Annotated in this window: 18 protein-coding genes and 1 tRNA gene; 12 read left to right on the top strand and 7 right to left on the bottom strand. The window is 60.4% G+C overall.

Annotated features, from left to right (window positions below; genetic code table 11):
* Positions 1–50 precede the first annotated feature (50 nt).
* The 11 genes from ACPWR9_RS06120 (at position 51) to ACPWR9_RS06170 (ending at position 8,730) form a co-directional block, all read left to right on the top strand.
* Complete coding sequence (locus ACPWR9_RS06120) at positions 51–398, top strand: ArsR/SmtB family transcription factor (RefSeq protein WP_426296043.1); 348 nt, start codon at positions 51–53, stop codon at positions 396–398.
* A gap of 165 nt (positions 399–563) precedes the next feature.
* Positions 564–1,937, top strand: coding sequence for a sulfite dehydrogenase (soxC, locus tag ACPWR9_RS06125; RefSeq protein WP_426296042.1), 1,374 nt, complete (start codon positions 564–566; stop codon positions 1,935–1,937).
* A gap of 121 nt (positions 1,938–2,058) precedes the next feature.
* On the top strand, positions 2,059–3,159 hold the full coding sequence (locus ACPWR9_RS06130; protein WP_426296607.1) for a c-type cytochrome: 1,101 nt from the start codon (positions 2,059–2,061) through the stop codon (positions 3,157–3,159).
* A 78-nt stretch (positions 3,160–3,237) separates the two neighbouring features.
* Positions 3,238–3,567, top strand: coding sequence for a c-type cytochrome (locus ACPWR9_RS06135; RefSeq protein ID WP_150679300.1), 330 nt, complete (start codon positions 3,238–3,240; stop codon positions 3,565–3,567).
* Positions 3,568–3,705: 138 nt separating this feature from the next.
* Complete coding sequence (soxY, locus tag ACPWR9_RS06140; RefSeq protein WP_058376480.1) at positions 3,706–4,173, top strand: thiosulfate oxidation carrier protein SoxY; 468 nt, start codon at positions 3,706–3,708, stop codon at positions 4,171–4,173.
* Positions 4,174–4,203: 30 nt separating this feature from the next.
* Positions 4,204–4,515: a thiosulfate oxidation carrier complex protein SoxZ gene (soxZ, locus tag ACPWR9_RS06145; RefSeq protein ID WP_150679299.1), complete on the top strand. Its 312-nt coding sequence runs from the start codon at positions 4,204–4,206 to the stop codon at positions 4,513–4,515.
* 169 nt (positions 4,516–4,684) lie between these two features.
* Positions 4,685–5,470, top strand: a complete 786-nt coding sequence (gene soxA / locus ACPWR9_RS06150; protein ID WP_426296606.1) for a sulfur oxidation c-type cytochrome SoxA — start codon at positions 4,685–4,687, stop codon at positions 5,468–5,470.
* A 19-nt stretch (positions 5,471–5,489) separates the two neighbouring features.
* A complete protein-coding gene (gene soxX / locus ACPWR9_RS06155) occupies positions 5,490–6,140 on the top strand; it encodes a sulfur oxidation c-type cytochrome SoxX (protein WP_426296041.1) in 651 nt (216 codons plus the stop codon).
* 135 nt (positions 6,141–6,275) lie between these two features.
* Entirely contained in the window at positions 6,276–6,740 is a 465-nt protein-coding gene (locus ACPWR9_RS06160; RefSeq protein ID WP_426296605.1) for a TlpA family protein disulfide reductase, read from the top strand.
* A gap of 98 nt (positions 6,741–6,838) precedes the next feature.
* On the top strand, positions 6,839–8,548 hold the full coding sequence (soxB, locus tag ACPWR9_RS06165; RefSeq protein WP_426296040.1) for a thiosulfohydrolase SoxB: 1,710 nt from the start codon (positions 6,839–6,841) through the stop codon (positions 8,546–8,548).
* A gap of 106 nt (positions 8,549–8,654) precedes the next feature.
* Positions 8,655–8,730: transfer RNA gene (locus ACPWR9_RS06170), tRNA-Ala, on the top strand.
* An 85-nt stretch (positions 8,731–8,815) separates the two neighbouring features.
* Here ACPWR9_RS06170 and rffA read toward each other — a convergent pair.
* From rffA to ACPWR9_RS06205, 7 genes are all read right to left on the bottom strand, one after another.
* A complete protein-coding gene (gene rffA, locus ACPWR9_RS06175) occupies positions 8,816–9,958 on the bottom strand; it encodes a dTDP-4-amino-4,6-dideoxygalactose transaminase (protein WP_426296039.1) in 1,143 nt (380 codons plus the stop codon).
* 71 nt (positions 9,959–10,029) lie between these two features.
* On the bottom strand, positions 10,030–10,905 hold the full coding sequence (locus tag ACPWR9_RS06180) for a methyltransferase domain-containing protein (RefSeq protein ID WP_426296038.1): 876 nt from the start codon (positions 10,903–10,905) through the stop codon (positions 10,030–10,032).
* On the bottom strand, positions 10,902–11,294 hold the full coding sequence (locus tag ACPWR9_RS06185) for a GtrA family protein (RefSeq protein ID WP_426330723.1): 393 nt from the start codon (positions 11,292–11,294) through the stop codon (positions 10,902–10,904). Before ACPWR9_RS06185 ends, ACPWR9_RS06180 begins: the two co-directional genes overlap by 4 nt.
* A 25-nt stretch (positions 11,295–11,319) precedes the next feature.
* Positions 11,320–12,330 (bottom strand): hypothetical protein, encoded by a 1,011-nt coding sequence (locus ACPWR9_RS06190; protein WP_426296036.1) that lies wholly within the window; start codon positions 12,328–12,330, stop codon positions 11,320–11,322.
* On the bottom strand, positions 12,272–12,934 hold the full coding sequence (locus ACPWR9_RS06195; RefSeq protein WP_426296035.1) for an acetyltransferase: 663 nt from the start codon (positions 12,932–12,934) through the stop codon (positions 12,272–12,274). Before ACPWR9_RS06195 ends, ACPWR9_RS06190 begins: the two co-directional genes overlap by 59 nt.
* Complete coding sequence (locus ACPWR9_RS06200; protein ID WP_426296034.1) at positions 12,931–13,872, bottom strand: glycosyltransferase family 2 protein; 942 nt, start codon at positions 13,870–13,872, stop codon at positions 12,931–12,933. Before ACPWR9_RS06200 ends, ACPWR9_RS06195 begins: the two co-directional genes overlap by 4 nt.
* Entirely contained in the window at positions 13,869–14,561 is a 693-nt protein-coding gene (locus ACPWR9_RS06205) for a WbqC family protein (protein ID WP_426296033.1), read from the bottom strand. Before ACPWR9_RS06205 ends, ACPWR9_RS06200 begins: the two co-directional genes overlap by 4 nt.
* A gap of 836 nt (positions 14,562–15,397) precedes the next feature.
* On the opposite strand from ACPWR9_RS06205, the gene ACPWR9_RS06210 reads away from it, so the two are divergent.
* On the top strand, positions 15,398–16,393 hold the full coding sequence (locus ACPWR9_RS06210) for a 2Fe-2S iron-sulfur cluster-binding protein (protein ID WP_426296032.1): 996 nt from the start codon (positions 15,398–15,400) through the stop codon (positions 16,391–16,393).
* Positions 16,394–16,402 lie beyond the last annotated feature (9 nt).

Below are 16,402 nucleotides of genomic sequence, written 5' to 3' on the forward strand. Positions count from 1 at the left end.
GCATATACGGTCTTATTCACGCCTTCACACGAACTTGATTGCCGAACGTCATGGAAGAACTCGACCGCGTATTCGAAAAGGTATCTCACTACTTCAGCCTGCTCTCCGAGCCGACCCGGCTGCGCATTCTGCATGCCTTGTGCGGTGGCGAACAATCGGTGAGCGATGTGGTGACGGCGGTGAATTCGTCGCAGACAAACGTTTCGCGCCATCTCAATGCGATGTATCAGGCAGGCGTTTTGGGAAGGCGCAGGGAAGGCAATCAGGTGTACTACACAATTGCGGATACCGGGGTGGTCGAGATCTGTCGCGCCGTGTGCGTGCAGGTCGCTGGCCGAATCGAGGAGGAAGCGCTGCCGCATCAGGCGGTCGACGGCTTTATGCCGCGCGGCCAGTAAGGCGAGAAAGCGCAGCATCGCAACTTTGCAAGACCCATAGTGCAGCGCGGCAACGAGACTGCGCGAGGTTTCAGGGCGGGTTCGCACGCAGTGGTGTGAACCCGTCCTAGCCCGACCACTGTCCTTCGCGACGCTGGCGGGTGCCACAAAACGCGAGGAGACAGGGTGAGCAAGACCAGCGATAACACATCGCGAGCCGGCCGTTTGCGCCGGGCTCCGGAGAATTTCATCGACGGCACACTGGCCGGCGATATCGCCCGCGATGGGCTGAACCCCACACGACGTAACTTTCTGCAACGCAGTTTTCTCGCCGCCGGTGCCGCGCTGGCGGGCGGGACGGCGTTTGCTGCCGATGCCCCCAAACTGATCGGCGACGGCGACCCGATGATTCTCGAGCCACGTCCTTGGGCGACGTCGCTGGGGCAGCCGGTCGCCGCCCGCCCGTACGGCATGCCGTCGAAGTTCGAAGCGAACCTGCAACGCCGGCAATCGCCGGGCCTCACGCAGACGACGCAAGCGTCCGTGGCGTTCACGCCGCTGCAAGGGTTGTTCGGCATCATCACCCCGAGCGGCTTGCACTTCGAGCGTCACCATCAGGGCTGGCAGGAAATCGACCCGACCCAGCACCGGCTAATGGTGCACGGCATGGTGCGCGAGGCGAAGGTCTACACGATGGACGACATCATGCGTTTGCCGTCCGTCTCGCGCATGCACTTCATCGAATGTGGCGCGAACACCGGCATGGAGTGGGGCAACTCGGCCGTGCCCACCGTGCAGTACACGCACGGCATGCTCTCGTGCTGCGAGTTCACTGGGGTGCCACTGTCGGTGCTGCTCGACGACGTGGGCGCCGACACCAAGCGCGGCCAGTTCGTCCTCGCCGAAGGCGGCGACGGCTCGGGCATGACGCGCACCATTTCGATGGAAGCCGCGCTCTCGGACGTTCTCGTCGCGTGGGGCATGAACGGCGAGATGCTGCGCCCGGAAAACGGTTATCCGCTGCGGCTCGTGGTGCCCGGCGTGCAGGGCGTGTCGTGGGTGAAGTGGCTGCGCCGCATCAAGGTCGGCGATGCACCGTGGAATACGAAAGATGAAACCAGTCACTACGTCGACCTGATGCCGGACGGTCAGCACCGTCAGTACACGTCGATTCAGGAGTGCAAATCGGTCATTACGTCGCCCTCTGGTGGACAAGCGTTGCTCGATCGCGGCTACTTCAACGTGACCGGTCTGGCATGGTCGGGGCGCGGACGCATCAAGCGTGTGGACGTGTCGACCGACGGCGGCAAGTCGTGGCGTCAGGCGCGCATCGAGTCGCCGGTACTGCCCAAGTGCCTCACGCGTTTTAACTTCGATTGGCAATGGGACGGTTCGCCCGCGCTGCTGCAAAGCCGTGCGGTGGACGAAACCGGTTTCGTGCAGCCGCGCTATCGCCAGTTGCGCGATGTGCGCGGCACCAAGTCGATTTATCACAACAATGCGATCCAGACGTGGCAAGTGGCCGCCAGCGGGGAGGTGACCAATGTTCACGTCGACTAAAGCGTACGGAATGCCGAAGCCGAACCGGCGCACGGTGTTGCGCCGTCGCGTTCAGGTCGCAGCGGCGGCGTGTCTCTGGGCGAGTGCCCTTGCGGTCGCCTGGCTGACGGTGAGCGCGTGGATGAGCACGCCTGCACAGGCCGCGCCCGCCAACGCATCGACGGCGGCATTCACCACCGCACCCAAGATCAAAGCCCCCTCTGGTATCGGCCGCGATGCCACACCGGCCGAACTGAGCGCGTGGGATATCGACGTGCGTCCTGACTTCAAAGGGTTGCCCAGAGGGCAAGGTTCAGTGGCCGACGGGCAGAAGCTTTTCGACGCGCGCTGTGCGTCGTGCCACGGCACGTTCGGCGAGAGCAACGAGGTGTTCAATCCGCTGGTGGGCGGCACGACCGACGACGACATCAAGACGGGTCACGTGGCGTCGCTGCGCGCGAACAATCAGCCGGTGCGCACCACGCTGATGAAGGTCGATACCGTGTCTACGATTTGGGACTACATCCGCCGCGCCATGCCGTGGAATGCGCCTAGATCACTGACGCCGGACGAAGTCTATGCCGTAACCGCTTATATCCTGAATTTGGGAGAAATCGTACCGGCCGATTTCGTGCTCTCGGACAAGAACATTGCCGACGTGCAAAAGCGCATGCCCAATCGCAACGGCATGACACGCGCGCACGGCATGTGGCGCGTGGGAGACAAACCGGATACCCATAACACCGCGTGTATGCAGGATTGTCCTGAGGCTGGTATCGTGACGTCCGCACTCCCTGCGTACGCCCGCGACGCACATGGAGATCTGGCCGCGCAAAACCGAGTCATCGGACCGGTGCGCGGTGTCGATACGAAGCTGCCGCCGCTGTCCGGCACTGCCGCGCAAAATGCGTCGGTGCGCAAGATGGCGGCTCTCGCCACGCTTGGCATGGCGAGTCCGGACGCGCCGGCTCAAACCGCCGCAGCGACGTCACCGGCAGCAACGCTTGCGGACAAAAACGGTTGTCTGGCCTGTCACGGCGTCACCGACAAGAAGATCGGGCCCGCCTTCTCGGAGGTCGCCGCCAAGTACCATGGGCAGTCGGATGCGACTGAAAAACTGGTGGCGAAGATACGTGCCGGAGGTGCCGGTAACTGGGGCAGCATGCCAATGCCGCCGCAGTCGCAGGTGGCCGAGACCGATGTCCACACGATGGTCGACTGGATTCTCCGTGGTGCAAAGTAAGTGGGCAAGGTGGCCGACGGCGGCGCGCTTGCATGCCGCCGCAGGACACCGTCCCCTACACAAATCGAAGGAGATACGATGAAAAAGTTGTTGATCGCCGCGGCCATGATGGCCGGTGCCTCGCTGGCTCACGCCGGTATCGACGTTGCAGCGGCGACCAAGCTGGCAGCTGCCAACGCTTGTATGGGCTGCCACGCGGTCGATAAGAAGCTGGTCGGTCCGTCCTACCAAGATGTCGCTGCGAAGTACAAGGGCGACAAGGATGCCGTGGCCAAGCTGGTCAAGAAGGTGAAGGGTGGCGGCTCTGGCGTTTGGGGTCCGATCCCGATGCCGGCGCACCCGACGATGTCGGATGCCGATGCCAAGCTCCTGGTGGATTGGGTTCTGGCTGGCGCCCCGGCCAAGTAAGTCCGGGGCAGGGGGCTCGTGCGGCACGCCTCGGCGACGAGGTGTGACGCGCGGGCGAACGGCGGCCAGTGTAGCGGGAGACTCGGGATTTTCGAGTGCCTTCGCACTGGCGGCCTTCAAAGAAGGAAATACACGAAGATGAACCAACAGCGACGCGACATGCTGCGGTTTTCCGCGGTAATGGGATTGGCGGTGGCCGCCGGGCTGATCAAGCCCGAAGAGGCACGCGCGGCCGAAGCGCAGTGGAACAAGGCGGCGTTTGCGACCAAGAGCGTGGCCGATACGGTCAAGGCACTGGGTGGCACGAGCGCCAGCCCGAGCGATCTGGTCGTGCTGACCGCACCCGACATTGCCGAAAACGGTGCAGTCGTGCCGGTGGCGGTTACGAGCAAGGCCCCGAATACGCAATCGATCGCCATCCTGATCGAGAAGAACCCGAACACCCTCGCGGCGTCGTTCGATATCCCTGACGGCACCGACCCGTCGGTGACTACGCGCGTCAAGATGGGCCAGACCTCGAAGGTCTATGCGCTCGTCAAGGCGGACAACAAGTACCTCGTGGCCGAGAAAGAAATCAAGGTCACGCTGGGCGGCTGCGGCGGTTAAGCGCGCGACGAGAATAACGAGGAGCCAAACATGGGTAATCCGATGCGCATTCGCGCAACCGAGGCCGGCGGTGTCGTCGAGGTCAAGGTGCTGATGAGCCACATCATGGAAACCGGTCAGCGCAAAGACGCTTCCGGTAATATCGTGCCCGCACACTTCATTCAGACCGTGACGGTCGCTTGCAACGGCAAGACGGTGCTGTCGGCGGAATGGGGTCCGGCAGTGTCGAAGGATCCGTTCCTGTCGTTCAAGTTCAAGGGCGCCAAGAAGGGTGACAAGGTCACGGTCACGTGGGTCGACAACAAGGGCGACACGCGAACCGACGAAACGGCCATCGCCTGATAAGAAGCAAGCAAGCGCCGGGAAGTGCGCGGTGGCGCTCGCGGGGAGTCTCTCTGCGATGCGCCAAACAACCCACACACAGGAGAGTCAGATGCTTGATGCGCAAGATAGCGCACGGGTGAGCACCCCGCGACACGAAACATGGCTGCGTCGGACAGTGCTCGGCGGTATGCTCGCCATCGCGGGTGTCAGCGCCCCCGCATTCGCGGCTGAACAATCGACGGCGGAAGCGATCGCGCAATATCGCGAGATGCTCGCCGACGGGAATCCGGCCGAACTCATCGAAATGCGTGGCGAAGAACTCTGGAAGACGCCGCGCGGCCCCAACAACGTCTCGCTTGCACAGTGCGACCTCGGCCTCGGCGCCGGTGTCGTGAAAGACGCCTACGCGCAACTGCCGCGCTATTTCCCCGATACGAAACGCGTGCTCGACGCCGAGTCGCGCATCGTCGAATGCATGGTGAATCTGCAAGGCTTCAAGCGCGCCGATGTCATCAAGCAGCCGTTCTCGAAGGAAGGGCAAGACCCGACCGAACTCGAGTCGCTGACCGCCTACGTGGCAGGCCAGTCGCGCGGCGCCGTCATCCATGTGCCGCAGGCGCACAAGGAAGAGAAGGACGCTTATGCGCGCGGCCAGAAGATCTTCTATTACCGTGCCGGTCCGTACGATTTTTCGTGCGCATCGTGCCATGGGTCCGACGACAAGCGCATTCGCTTGCAGGACTTGCCGAATCTGACCAAGCCCGCCGCCGCTCGTCAGGCGTTTGCGACGTGGCCGGGCTACCGTGTCTCGCAAGGTGCACTGCGTACGATTCAGTGGCGCATGTACGACTGCTTCCGTCAGCAGCGCATGCCTGAACTGAACTACGGCTCGCAGGCGTCGATCGATCTGATTACTTTCCTCGGTGTGATGGCCAACGGCGGCAAGATGGACGCCCCTGGCCTGAAGCGCTGACCGATCACGAGGCACACCCATGAAATCAATCGCATTGCGCACGGCGACTGCCGTGCTGGGCGCGGCCGGGGCACTCGTCGTCGGCGCGGCATTTGCACAGGGCGAGGGCGCCAAGCTCGTGACCGGGACTTCCGACGCGGCCGTTGTGCAGGAACTGCGCGACTCGTTCCGTCCGTCGGGCATCGCGCAACTCGATCGCATCGATCAGAGCGAGTTGCAGAAGCTGTGCACGCAGTACGCCACCAAACCGATGCCGGCCAAGATTGCCGAACGTTTGCAAAAGGCCGAACTGGCCGCGGTCAAAGCACCGGCGGACGGCAAGTATCTCGGTGACTGGAAAGAGGGCGAGAAGGTGGCCCAGAACGGTCGCGGCATGCAGTTCACCGACAAGGCCGATACGGTCAATGGCGGCAACTGCTACGCGTGCCATCAACTGACCAAGACCGAGATCTCGTTCGGCAACATCGGCCCGTCGCTGTACCACTACGGCAAGCTGCGTGGCGATTCGCCCGAGGTGGTCAAGTACACGTGGGCGAAGGTCTACGACTCGCATAGCTACATGGCTTGCTCGAACATGCCGCGCTTCGGCGCGGCAGGCATCCTCACCGAGCAGCAGTTGAAAGACGTGATGGCGTTGTTGCTCGACCCGGCCTCGCCGGTCAATCAGTAAGTCGTCTGCCGTACCGGCCGATTGCCTGCGTCAAGACGACAGGCAATCGGCGGGCTTCCGGAGTGCCTCATGACATCCCTGTTTCAATCGATTCGTACCGCCCGCGATAACGCTTGGCGGCGGCTGGCGCTCGCCATGATCGGCATCGCGATCATGGTCTTCGGTATGCCTGCACAAGCCGTCGATGTCGGCGACACGGTCACACTGCCCGCGCTCACGACTTTCGACGGCAAGATTCTGCCCGCCGAGTCGTTCAAGGGCCGTACGGTAATCGTGGAGTACTGGGCGTCGTGGTGCCCGTTCTGCGCGCAGCAAAATCCGCATCTTCAGAAGCTCTACGACGCGACGCGCGGCAAGCCGATTCAGATCGTCACGTTGTCGATCGACAAGAAGCCAGCGGAGGCGATCGAGTACATCAAAGCGCACCACTACACGTTCCCGGCGGGCATGGATAACGAGGCATGGCAGGCGGCGCTCGGTAAGCGACGCGGGTTGCCGGAGCTGTACGTGATTGGCCGTGACGGCAAAGTGCTGCGCAAGGAAGTGGGCGAGATGTTCGGCGAGGATGTGGCGGCGCTGGCCGATTACGCGGGCAAGTAACGTCGCGCCGAACGGTTTAGATTCAGGGCCGACGAGGCCAACCAATGACATAGAAAGCTCGCCTGACAGGCGGGCAAGTTGGGGACACGGGAGACGAAATGGATCGACGCGAGTTCATGCAGGTATTGGCCGTGGCGGCCGCAGGCGGTATGGCGTTGTCGCATCACGAAGATGCAGCGGCCAAGGCGGCGGAGGCGTTCTACGATCTGCCGAAGTTCGGCAACGTACATTTGCTGCATTTCACCGACTGCCATGCGCAGCTGCTGCCGATCTACTTCCGTGAGCCGAGCGTCAATCTGGGCATTGGCGATCAGGCCAACCGACCGCCGCATCTGGTCGGCGATGCCTTTTTGAAGGCCTACGGACTGCGTCCGGGCACGCCTGACGCGTACGCATTTACCTATCTCGATTTCGTGGCGGCGTCGCGCACCTACGGCAAGGTGGGCGGCTTCGCGCATCTGGCCACGCTGGTCAAACGTATGAAAGCGTCGCGCCCGGGGGCGTTGCTGCTCGACGGCGGGGACACGTGGCAGGGCTCCGGCACGGCGATGTGGACCAAGGGGCAGGACATGGTCGATGCCACGCTCGCATTGGGCGTGGACGTGATGACGGCACATTGGGAGTTCACTTACGGTGCCGAGCGCGTGAAGTCGGTCGTCGAAGAGCAGCTCAAAGGCAAGATCGATTTCGTCGCCCAGAACGTACAGACGAACGACTTCGGCGACCCGGTCTTTGCGCCTTACACGATGAAGTCGATGAACGGTGTGCCGGTGGCCATCATCGGGCAGGCGTTCCCGTACACCCCGATTGCCAACCCGCGCTATTTCGTGCCCGACTGGACGTTTGGGATTCAGGAAGAGCGCTTGCAGTCGATGGTCGACGAAGTGCGCGGTAAGGGCGCACAGGTCGTGGTGGTGCTCTCGCACAACGGCATGGACGTCGATCTGAAGCTGGCGTCGCGCGTGCGCGGCATCGATGCGATTCTGGGCGGCCACACGCACGACGGCGTGCCCAAGCCGGTGATCGTGGCGAATGCGGGCGGCAAGACGCTCGTGACCAATGCCGGTTCGAACGGCAAGTTCCTCGCGGTGCTCGATTTCGACGTGAAGGGTGGCAAGCCGGTCGACTTCCGCTACAAGTTGATGCCGGTATTCGCCAACATGTTGCCCGCCGATGCGCAGATGCAGGCGTTGATCGAGCGCGTGCGTGCGCCGTTCGCGGCGAAACTCGCCGAGCCGCTCGCGGTGACCGAAGGCGTGCTGTACCGTCGCGGGAATTTCAACGGCACCTTCGACCAGTTGCTGCTCGATGCCGTCATGGCCGAGAAGGATGCCGAGATTGGATTTTCGCCGGGCTTCCGTTGGGGCACGTCGCTCTTGCCGGGACAGACGATCACGATGGAGCAGCTGCTCGACCAGACAGCCGTTACCTATCCGTATACGACGCTCACGCCGATGACGGGCGAGACGATCAAGACAGTGCTCGAGGACGTGGCCGACAACCTGTTCAATCCGGACCCCTACTATCAGCAGGGCGGGGACATGGTGCGCGTGGGCGGCATGGATTACACGATCGACCCGATGGCACCGATGGGGCAGCGCATTACGGACATGCGTCTGAACGGCAAGCCGATCGACGCGAGCAAGACGTACAAGGTCGCGGGCTGGGCACCGGTGGCCGAAGGGGCGCAGGGCGAGCCGGTATGGGACGTGGTGGCGCGGTATCTGCGCGCGCAGAAGACGATCGTGGCGAAGGCGCCGAAATTGCCGGTGATCCGGGGCATGAAAGGGAACCAGGGCGCGGCTTGAGGGCGGCCGGACATCTCCTTGTCATCAGGGTTTGCGGCAAATCCCGAGCAAATTTGTCGGGCGCTGGCCGGTTAAAAAAAAACCCGCTATGATCGTTGCTTGATGTGGGGCGGTAGCTCAGCTGGGAGAGCGTCGCGTTCGCAATGCGAAGGTCGGGAGTTCGATCCTCCTCCGCTCCACCAACGTTTTCAACGGTTGCTAAGAAAAAGGCACAGGAGATTTCCTGTGCCTTTTGTCGTTCTTGGATATCTGGCCTTCGATTCCGCTTTAGCGGCGCACTTCACCCTGCAAGGCCTTCACCACGCGTTCCTGTTGTTGCATCGACATACCCACCCACAGCGGCAGGCGCAACAGACGCTCGGAAAGACTATCGGTATTGTCCATGACGCCATGAACGCGGCCATAACGCTGGCCGGCCGGCGATGAGTGCAGCGGCACGTAATGAAATACCGAATTAATGCCTTCGCGTTTAAGACCGTCGAGTACGGCTTGCCTAGGCACACCGGCTGGCAGGAGCACGTAGTACATGTGGGCGTTGTGCTGACAATCGGCCGGCACGATTGGGCGGCGCAATGCCCCGTCAGCCTCTAGCGGCGCCAGCAGTTCGTGATATCGCTGCCAGATTGCAAGGCGCGCCTGAGTGATCCGCTCGGCTTCCTCCAGTTGCGCCCAGAGAAACGCGGCAACGACGTCACCCGGCAAAAAGGACGACCCGACTTCCTGCCAGGTGTACTTATCGACTTCGCCGCGGAAAAAGCGGCTACGGTCCGTGCCCTTTTCTCGGATAATCTCCGCCCGCAAAGCATGTGCAGGATCATTGACGAGCAACGCGCCGCCTTCGCCTGAAATGACGTTCTTTGTTTCGTGAAAGCTGAAGGCGCCGATGTCCCCGATGCTGCCCAGTGCCCGCCCCTTGTACGCCGCCATCACCCCTTGCGCAGCATCTTCGACCACTTTCAGACCGTGCCGACGGGCGATTTGCATGATCGCATCCATCTCGCAACTCACGCCAGCATAGTGAACTGGCACGATGGCCTTTGTTCGCGGTGTGATGGCCGCCTCGATCAGTGTTTCGTCGAGATTCAGCGTGTCGGGACGGATGTCGACAAACACGGGCACACCGCCGCGCAGGACGAAGGCGTTGGCCGTGGAAACGAAGGTGTACGACGGCAGGATGACCTCGTCCCCCGGCTCGATGTCCAACAGCAAGGCGGCCATTTCCAGCGCTGCCGTGCAGGAATGCGTCAGTAACGCCTTGCTTGTGCCAGTGCGCTTGACCAACCAGTCGTGGCACCGCTTGGTGAATGGGCCGTCGCCAGCGAGGATGTTTCCAAAATTGGCTTCAGCGATGTAATAGAGTTCCTTGCCCGTCATATACGGACGATTGAACGGGATCTTGTTGTCTTCCACCTGTTGAGCCTTTGCGCGCAAATGTTAATCGGGTCGTACCGTACGTTAAGTCGATCTGCGTAGCGGCAGAATCATCCAATCGTCTTCCGCGCGATTAGCAGCCTGGACGCGCCGACGGGGAAATTGATGCCTACCTTGATAAACAGGCATTCCAGCCGCATCAGCAAGCCGAACAGCACGTTGATTGGCCTGGGAACTGCCAGTTCCGCCGTCTCGTTCACCTCGCCCTTCCGCGTCTTCTTGGCACCGCGTGAAATCATCATCGCCGGCAGCAGCAACGATACAAACGATGTACTGCGCACGATGGCGAACCCCGCGTCTTCAACCTTGCGGTGGAGCTCTACGGCGGCATAGCGCCGCACGTGACAAGAGTACTCGTCCACCTGACTCCACAGCCATTGGTGCTGGGGTACCGTCAACAACATGATCCCGCCTGGCTTGAGAGCACGGTACATTTGCTGGAGAACCACAGTATCCATTTCAATGTGTTCGATGACGTCGAAGGCCCCGATAGCATCGAACTCGTCCTCGAAGGGAATATCCCGGGCGTCCATCTGCACAAAATCTACGCTAGGCAGGCGTGAAGCCGCAAAGCGCAGCCCGGTGGAGAACATCTCGCTGCCGAGCAATTTGGCTTTCGGAAATGCGCTAGCGACCTGAGTGAGAATGTAGCCGGTACCGCAGCCGATTTCCAGCAACGAGCGCATATGCGGCGCATATTTTGCCAGTGCCCATGTGATCAGCCGGCCACGCGCCCGAAACCAGAAATGACCACTTTCCAGGTGTGCATACGTTTGGTAGAAATCAGCTTTGAAGCCCTCTTCCTTATCCTCAAGCGCAGGTGCGAACGCAGCGAAACCGTTTTTTCGCACGACCTGGTGCCCGCATTGCGGGCATTTCTCCTGCGTGGAGGCATACGAGGAATGACATACGGAGCAAATCTTCACGGCTGGTTTCCACGCGGTTGGACATGACGAAATACGAAGCACTTGAAGACGACGAACAGGAAACCCCCGACCACGAAAATGGCAGCGGCCTGAACCCACTGATGCGGGTATCCCAACCTGTCGACGAATAGCGTCAGCAACGCCAGGTTGAGCAGGTACCCGGCCGCGTGGGCCAGACCGAAGCGAAGCGCGGTCCCCGCGACGTTGCCACGGTGCTCGAACGCCCAATTGCGGTTGCCCAGGAAGCTGATACAGATGCCAAGTACGTAGAGCACGCTCATGGCCAGCTTGAACGGAACACCCAGCCACGTCAGCACTAGGTAGGCCGTATATCCGATCGCATTGCAGGCAATGCCCACGATCGCGTAGCGCAGAATGGGTCGTATCACGGGCCGCCAGTGTTTTACCAACAGATCATTCATCTTCCCAGACGGCAATCCCGAATCCCGTTTTGCCGTATCCGTTGCCGTTGTAGAGCATGTAGCGCCGGCCTGCGTGATCGAAAACGAACGGATAACAGATCATCTCCGAATCCCATCCCGTCTCCGACACGTCGATCCCCACCTGGTCGTCGTGCCGCGTCCATTGCACGCCATCGGGTGAGGTCGCATAGCGAATGCGATACGTGGGGCAGCTTTGTGTCGCGCGCGAGCAAAACCACATGCGATACGTGTCCGGATCTTTGATGACACGGGGTACACCCAGGGCGTACTCGTGTTCATCGCGAAACGCGATAGCGACCGTGCCGTCGCGTTCCCATTCGATACCGTCTTCGGATTCCGCGTATTCCAGGTGATAGTAATGCTTGGCTTCAACGTCGCCGTGCTCCCATCGCGTGCAGGAAGTGAACCAGGCCCTGAAATGGCCGCCCTCGTAGTGCACTTCGGGGGTGGCGACAAAGTGGGGGAGGTCGCGGGTACGGTCGATGACGGGGCCGCGGAATCGCCTCTCGAAGCGCTGGGTAGCCTCATTCCACTCAGCCAGACCGATGGAATTGCGAATCTTCACCGTCACGCCCAGATTGATGCCGGTGTAGTACAGCAGTTTGCGGCCATTGACGTTCACGATCGCGTTAGGCAACGCGCCGCTGTCGTCGAAGCACCCCAGTTCTCCCGGCGCGAGGACGGGCTCCGGGTTCACGCGCAGTACTTTGGTCGGATCGCGCATGTCGATCTCGAGGAAGGCGCCATGTCCCCGATTGTGCTTGTCGCGCGACGAGAAGTAGATACGAAAGAGATCGCCGTCGATCTGCTCGGCAATAGGAATCATTGCGTGGGAGTACAGCCAGTCGCTCTGGCCTTCAGCGCAGAATATCTTGCCTAATTTTTTCCACATAGGATCTGTTTCAAGCCAATGGTGATGTGCTTTAGATGTTCCTGACACGGGTGCTCGGTACGCGAGACCGCTCGGTGGCTTGCCCGACATACACACCTTCGGCTGCCGCATCTCCGAGAATCAGCGCGCCCGCGCCGATAATGCACTTTTCGCCGATCGTGACGTGATCGCGAAGGGTCGCGTTCACGCCGAGAAAGCAGCTTTCGCCGACCGTCACTCGGCCGGACACGACGATATGAGAGGCCAGGAAGCAATGGTCCTGAATGCAGGAGTGGTGTCCAACGTGATTGCCGCTCCACATGGTGACATTGTTGCCGATGGTGACGAAAGGCTGGAGGGTGTTGTCTTCCAGAATGAAGCAATTCTCTCCGATGTCCTTCGTCATCACCGAAGCGCGCGAACTGACGTAGCTGACCATTTCATAGCCAAGGGCTTTGACGGCAAGGTACTTTTCCTTGCGAATCTGGTTGAGCTTGGAGTAGCCGAGCGCGACAAAAAACGCATAACGGTCGGGTGGGTAGAGCGACACGACGTCATCGAATGCCACCACGGGGAAGCCCTTGAAGCGCTTGTCGGCCGGCATGTAGTCGGCGTCGACTGCAAACGCTTCGACCTGATAATCCGAATCGTTCGAAAAATAATAAAGTGCGAGTTCAGCCGCGTCGGTAAGGCCGAAAATAACGAGTTTCTTCATTCGATGCTCCGCGCTTCGGTCTGACGGTAGACATTACGAACAATGCTGTAGGGTCTTTGTTTGACTTCCGAGTAGATCTTGGCGAGGTAAATGCCAACCACGCCGACAAAGGCGATGATCAGGCCACCGAGCAGCCAGATGGAAGCCATCAGCGAGGTGTAGCCGCCGGGCGGGTTTGCAAGCAGCAGCCAGTTGACGATCAAAAAGCCGGTATATAAGGCAGACAGAAGGAAAATCGCACATCCCACGCCGAAGATGCCAACGAGCGGTGCACTGCTGAATGCCGTGATCGAATTGATCAGCTGTGCCAGTTTTTTGCCGAGTGTATAGGTCGTCTCTGCGCGGCTGTGCTTGACGATGGTTTGCGCACGCTGGTCGAAGCCGGTGATGACCCAAAGCCCCGCCATGAACAACTCGCGCTCTTCATGCTGCACCAAGGCGCTGACATAACGTCGGGACATCAGCCTGGCGACGACGATGTTGTCGGGCATGTCGAGTCCGCTAAGAAACCGGAAAAGCGTGTAGAACACCTGCCCGGTCCAGCGCTCGAAGCGCTTGCCTTTGCGCTGCTGCTGAACGCCATAGACCACGTCGACCTTCTCGCGCTCCATCTGTTCGCTGAACGAAAGCAGCCATTCCGGTTCTTCTTCGAGGTCGCTGTCGATCAGGAAGACTCGCTCGCCGCGCGCGTGGTGCAGGCCGGTCATCATCGCCTTGTGATGCCCGAAGTTGCGCGAGAGATCAACCACTACGACATGGTGATCGGCCTCGCTCAATTGGATGGCCAGCGCTAGGCTCGAATCGGGGGAGCCGTCGTTGACCAGCACGATTTCATAGTCATCACCGACCAGTTGTTGTGCTGCCCGGCTTGCACGGCGATGAAACTGCTCGATGAATTTGGCCGAGCAGTAAAGGGTGGCGACGATGGACAGCTTCATGCTTTGACATGCCTCATGTAACGATGTGCGTCCTTGCCGCAATTGAACAGCAGGTCCAGGATGGTGACGCTATGGACAAATTCACCCCAGAGTTGTGGGTACTCGGGGAACCCGGCGTAATCGAACCAACGCAGCGTAACGCCAGCATCCTCGAAGAGCGGTGCTTCGATGTAATCTTTGGCCGCGGGCCCCGATAGGTATTGCGTTGCCCCGGCTTGCTGGCAAAGGTCCACAAGGCGCGCTGTCCTGGTCTTATCGTCCGTGGATCGATAGTCCCAGCAATTCGTAATGCGGGTCTGAATTCCGATATACCGGCAGATCGCCTCGATGAACCGCCGGTTCATCTGCGAGAGCCGCTGATAATGTTCCGTCAGGTAGAGCGGCTCGAGCCACTCGGCCACTTCGGCAAAATAATGGGCTCGCCGATAATTGCTCTGTAGTGTCTTCCAGTGCTTGGCCTGCCAGTCGGAGGTCAGTTCGACGTCCCGTATACGGCGTTTGATGTCCTGCCCGACGGGCACACTGAGCCATTGAACGCCTTGCGGTGTCTTAATTTGATTGCGATTTCGCCAATCGTTCTTGGTGAATTGCATGTCGTCGTAGAGGATGAACTCGTCTGCGGCGGCGATCATATCGAAATAGCCCTTCCACGGAATGTAGTTCGACTGAAGGATGGCGACAGTCTTCATGGCCGTTTGAAGTGCGTTTTTTGTGCGACCGGGTGGCGACGGCCCTGGTGCTGGGCCAGCGCGACCGGCTCGGGGGGAGAGGGGATGCGGCGCAGGAACACGAAAAGCTTATGAGTTCTTATATCGGTCATCTTTTCCGGTAGTCACGCTACGCTAACGAAGATTGATGCCCGGGAAAGCGGCCCAATGCGCCATTGACTGCCAAACGAGCTAAAACCCGGCATCCTCTCGGCAGATTGGCCCGTAGTATAGTGGATTGGCGTCATCTCTTATTCCGCTTCCAGGCAAATCCCCAACGGCTTGTCGCCGCCAAGCGTGCCACGTCCGCAATTTCCCGGATTTATGACCAGCGGGCGCCTCGCGCAGCCAATACCTGCAATAGGTCCGGTTATCGCGCCGCGCTCGGGCGATGGCCAAAATATTGTTGCCAGTTGGGGCGCATTGTTGCGAAAATGTCGGATTATTCGACGGATATTGCGCGATATGGTACCGAAGGCGTACCGAAAGCGCTTTCCCTGGGGTGCGACGGCGGCTAACGCATTGCCCGCCCGTCATGGGTGCTGGATCCGCACCCATTCCATTGAATACCCGGCGTCGCGATTTTAAGCGCAAGAAAAACTGTTACAAACAATGGCGCGTCACTTGGCCCTTCCCTGAGTCTTACTCCCTGCGCCGCCGTATTGCTGGGGCATAAAACGGGAAGCCGTGCGACAAGCGGTAAACTATAAGGCGCAGTGAAAGTGGGCGCGGAAAATCCGCGAAAATCAGCAATTAGATGCGGTGAATGATTTTCAAAAAGGGCGGCAAGGCAATGAACCAGCGGGAGTATTGTCAGCGTGTTTTCGGTTAACCTCGTCGAAGGAGCACACTTTGGTGCAGAACCAGGTGAATCCATCCTTCAGGCCGCTTTACGCACCGGCAACAATCTGAATTACAGTTGTAGGACGGGTCGTTGCAGCTCGTGCAAATGTAAGCTGGTGAGCGGTGCGACAACCGCGCAGCATCCTGAGCTCGGGCTGACCGATCAGGAGAAGGCGGACGGCTGGATCCTCAGCTGCGTTCGCACCATCGATTCCGATGTGACCGTCGAAGCGCAGACGCTCGGCGCGATCACGCTGCCAACCGCCAAGACGGTGCCGTGCCGCGTGGGCGAAATCGTCCGGCTTGCCCCCGACGTCGTCCAGGTTTTCCTGAGAGTCCCGCCTTCCGCACAATTCGACTTCCTGCCCGGACAGTACATCGATGTCATCGGTCCCGGCGGCGAGCGTCGCAGCTACTCGCTGGCCAATGCAAAGGCAGATGACCGCGTGCTGGAACTGCAGGTGCGCTTCGTCGAAGGTGGCATGATGAGTCAGTACTGGTTCCATCAGGCCAAGACCAACGATTTGCTTCGCTTGCATGGCCCGCTGGGGACTTTTTTCCTACGCGAAGCGGCGAACGCCGACGTGTATTTCCTGGCGACGGGCACGGGTATCGCGCCGGTCAAGGCCATGTTGCTGTCGCTGTTGGACCTGCCAGCGGACCAGCATCCGAGGTCGGTGACTGTGCTGTGGGGCGGGCGAGCTTTGCAGGATCATTATTTCGACGTTTCGGCGTTGCCAGGCAAGCACGTGTACATTCCGGTGCTCTCGCGTCCCGACGCCGGCTGGACCGGCGCCACGGGCTATGTTCAGGATGTGCTGCTCGGGCTGAATCCGGACCTGGACAACGCCGTAGTTTATGCCTGCGGTTCAGACGCCATGATTCACAGTGCTCAGTCCTTGCTGGCGAATGCGGGTCTGTCACCCAAACGATTTCACTCCGATGCCTTTGTCTGCTCGGGAACCATTTGATCTCACGAG

Origin of the sequence: Pandoraea pneumonica (assembly GCF_049918595.1) — a bacterium.
GTDB classification, from domain to species: Bacteria; Pseudomonadota; Gammaproteobacteria; order Burkholderiales; family Burkholderiaceae; genus Pandoraea; species Pandoraea pneumonica_A.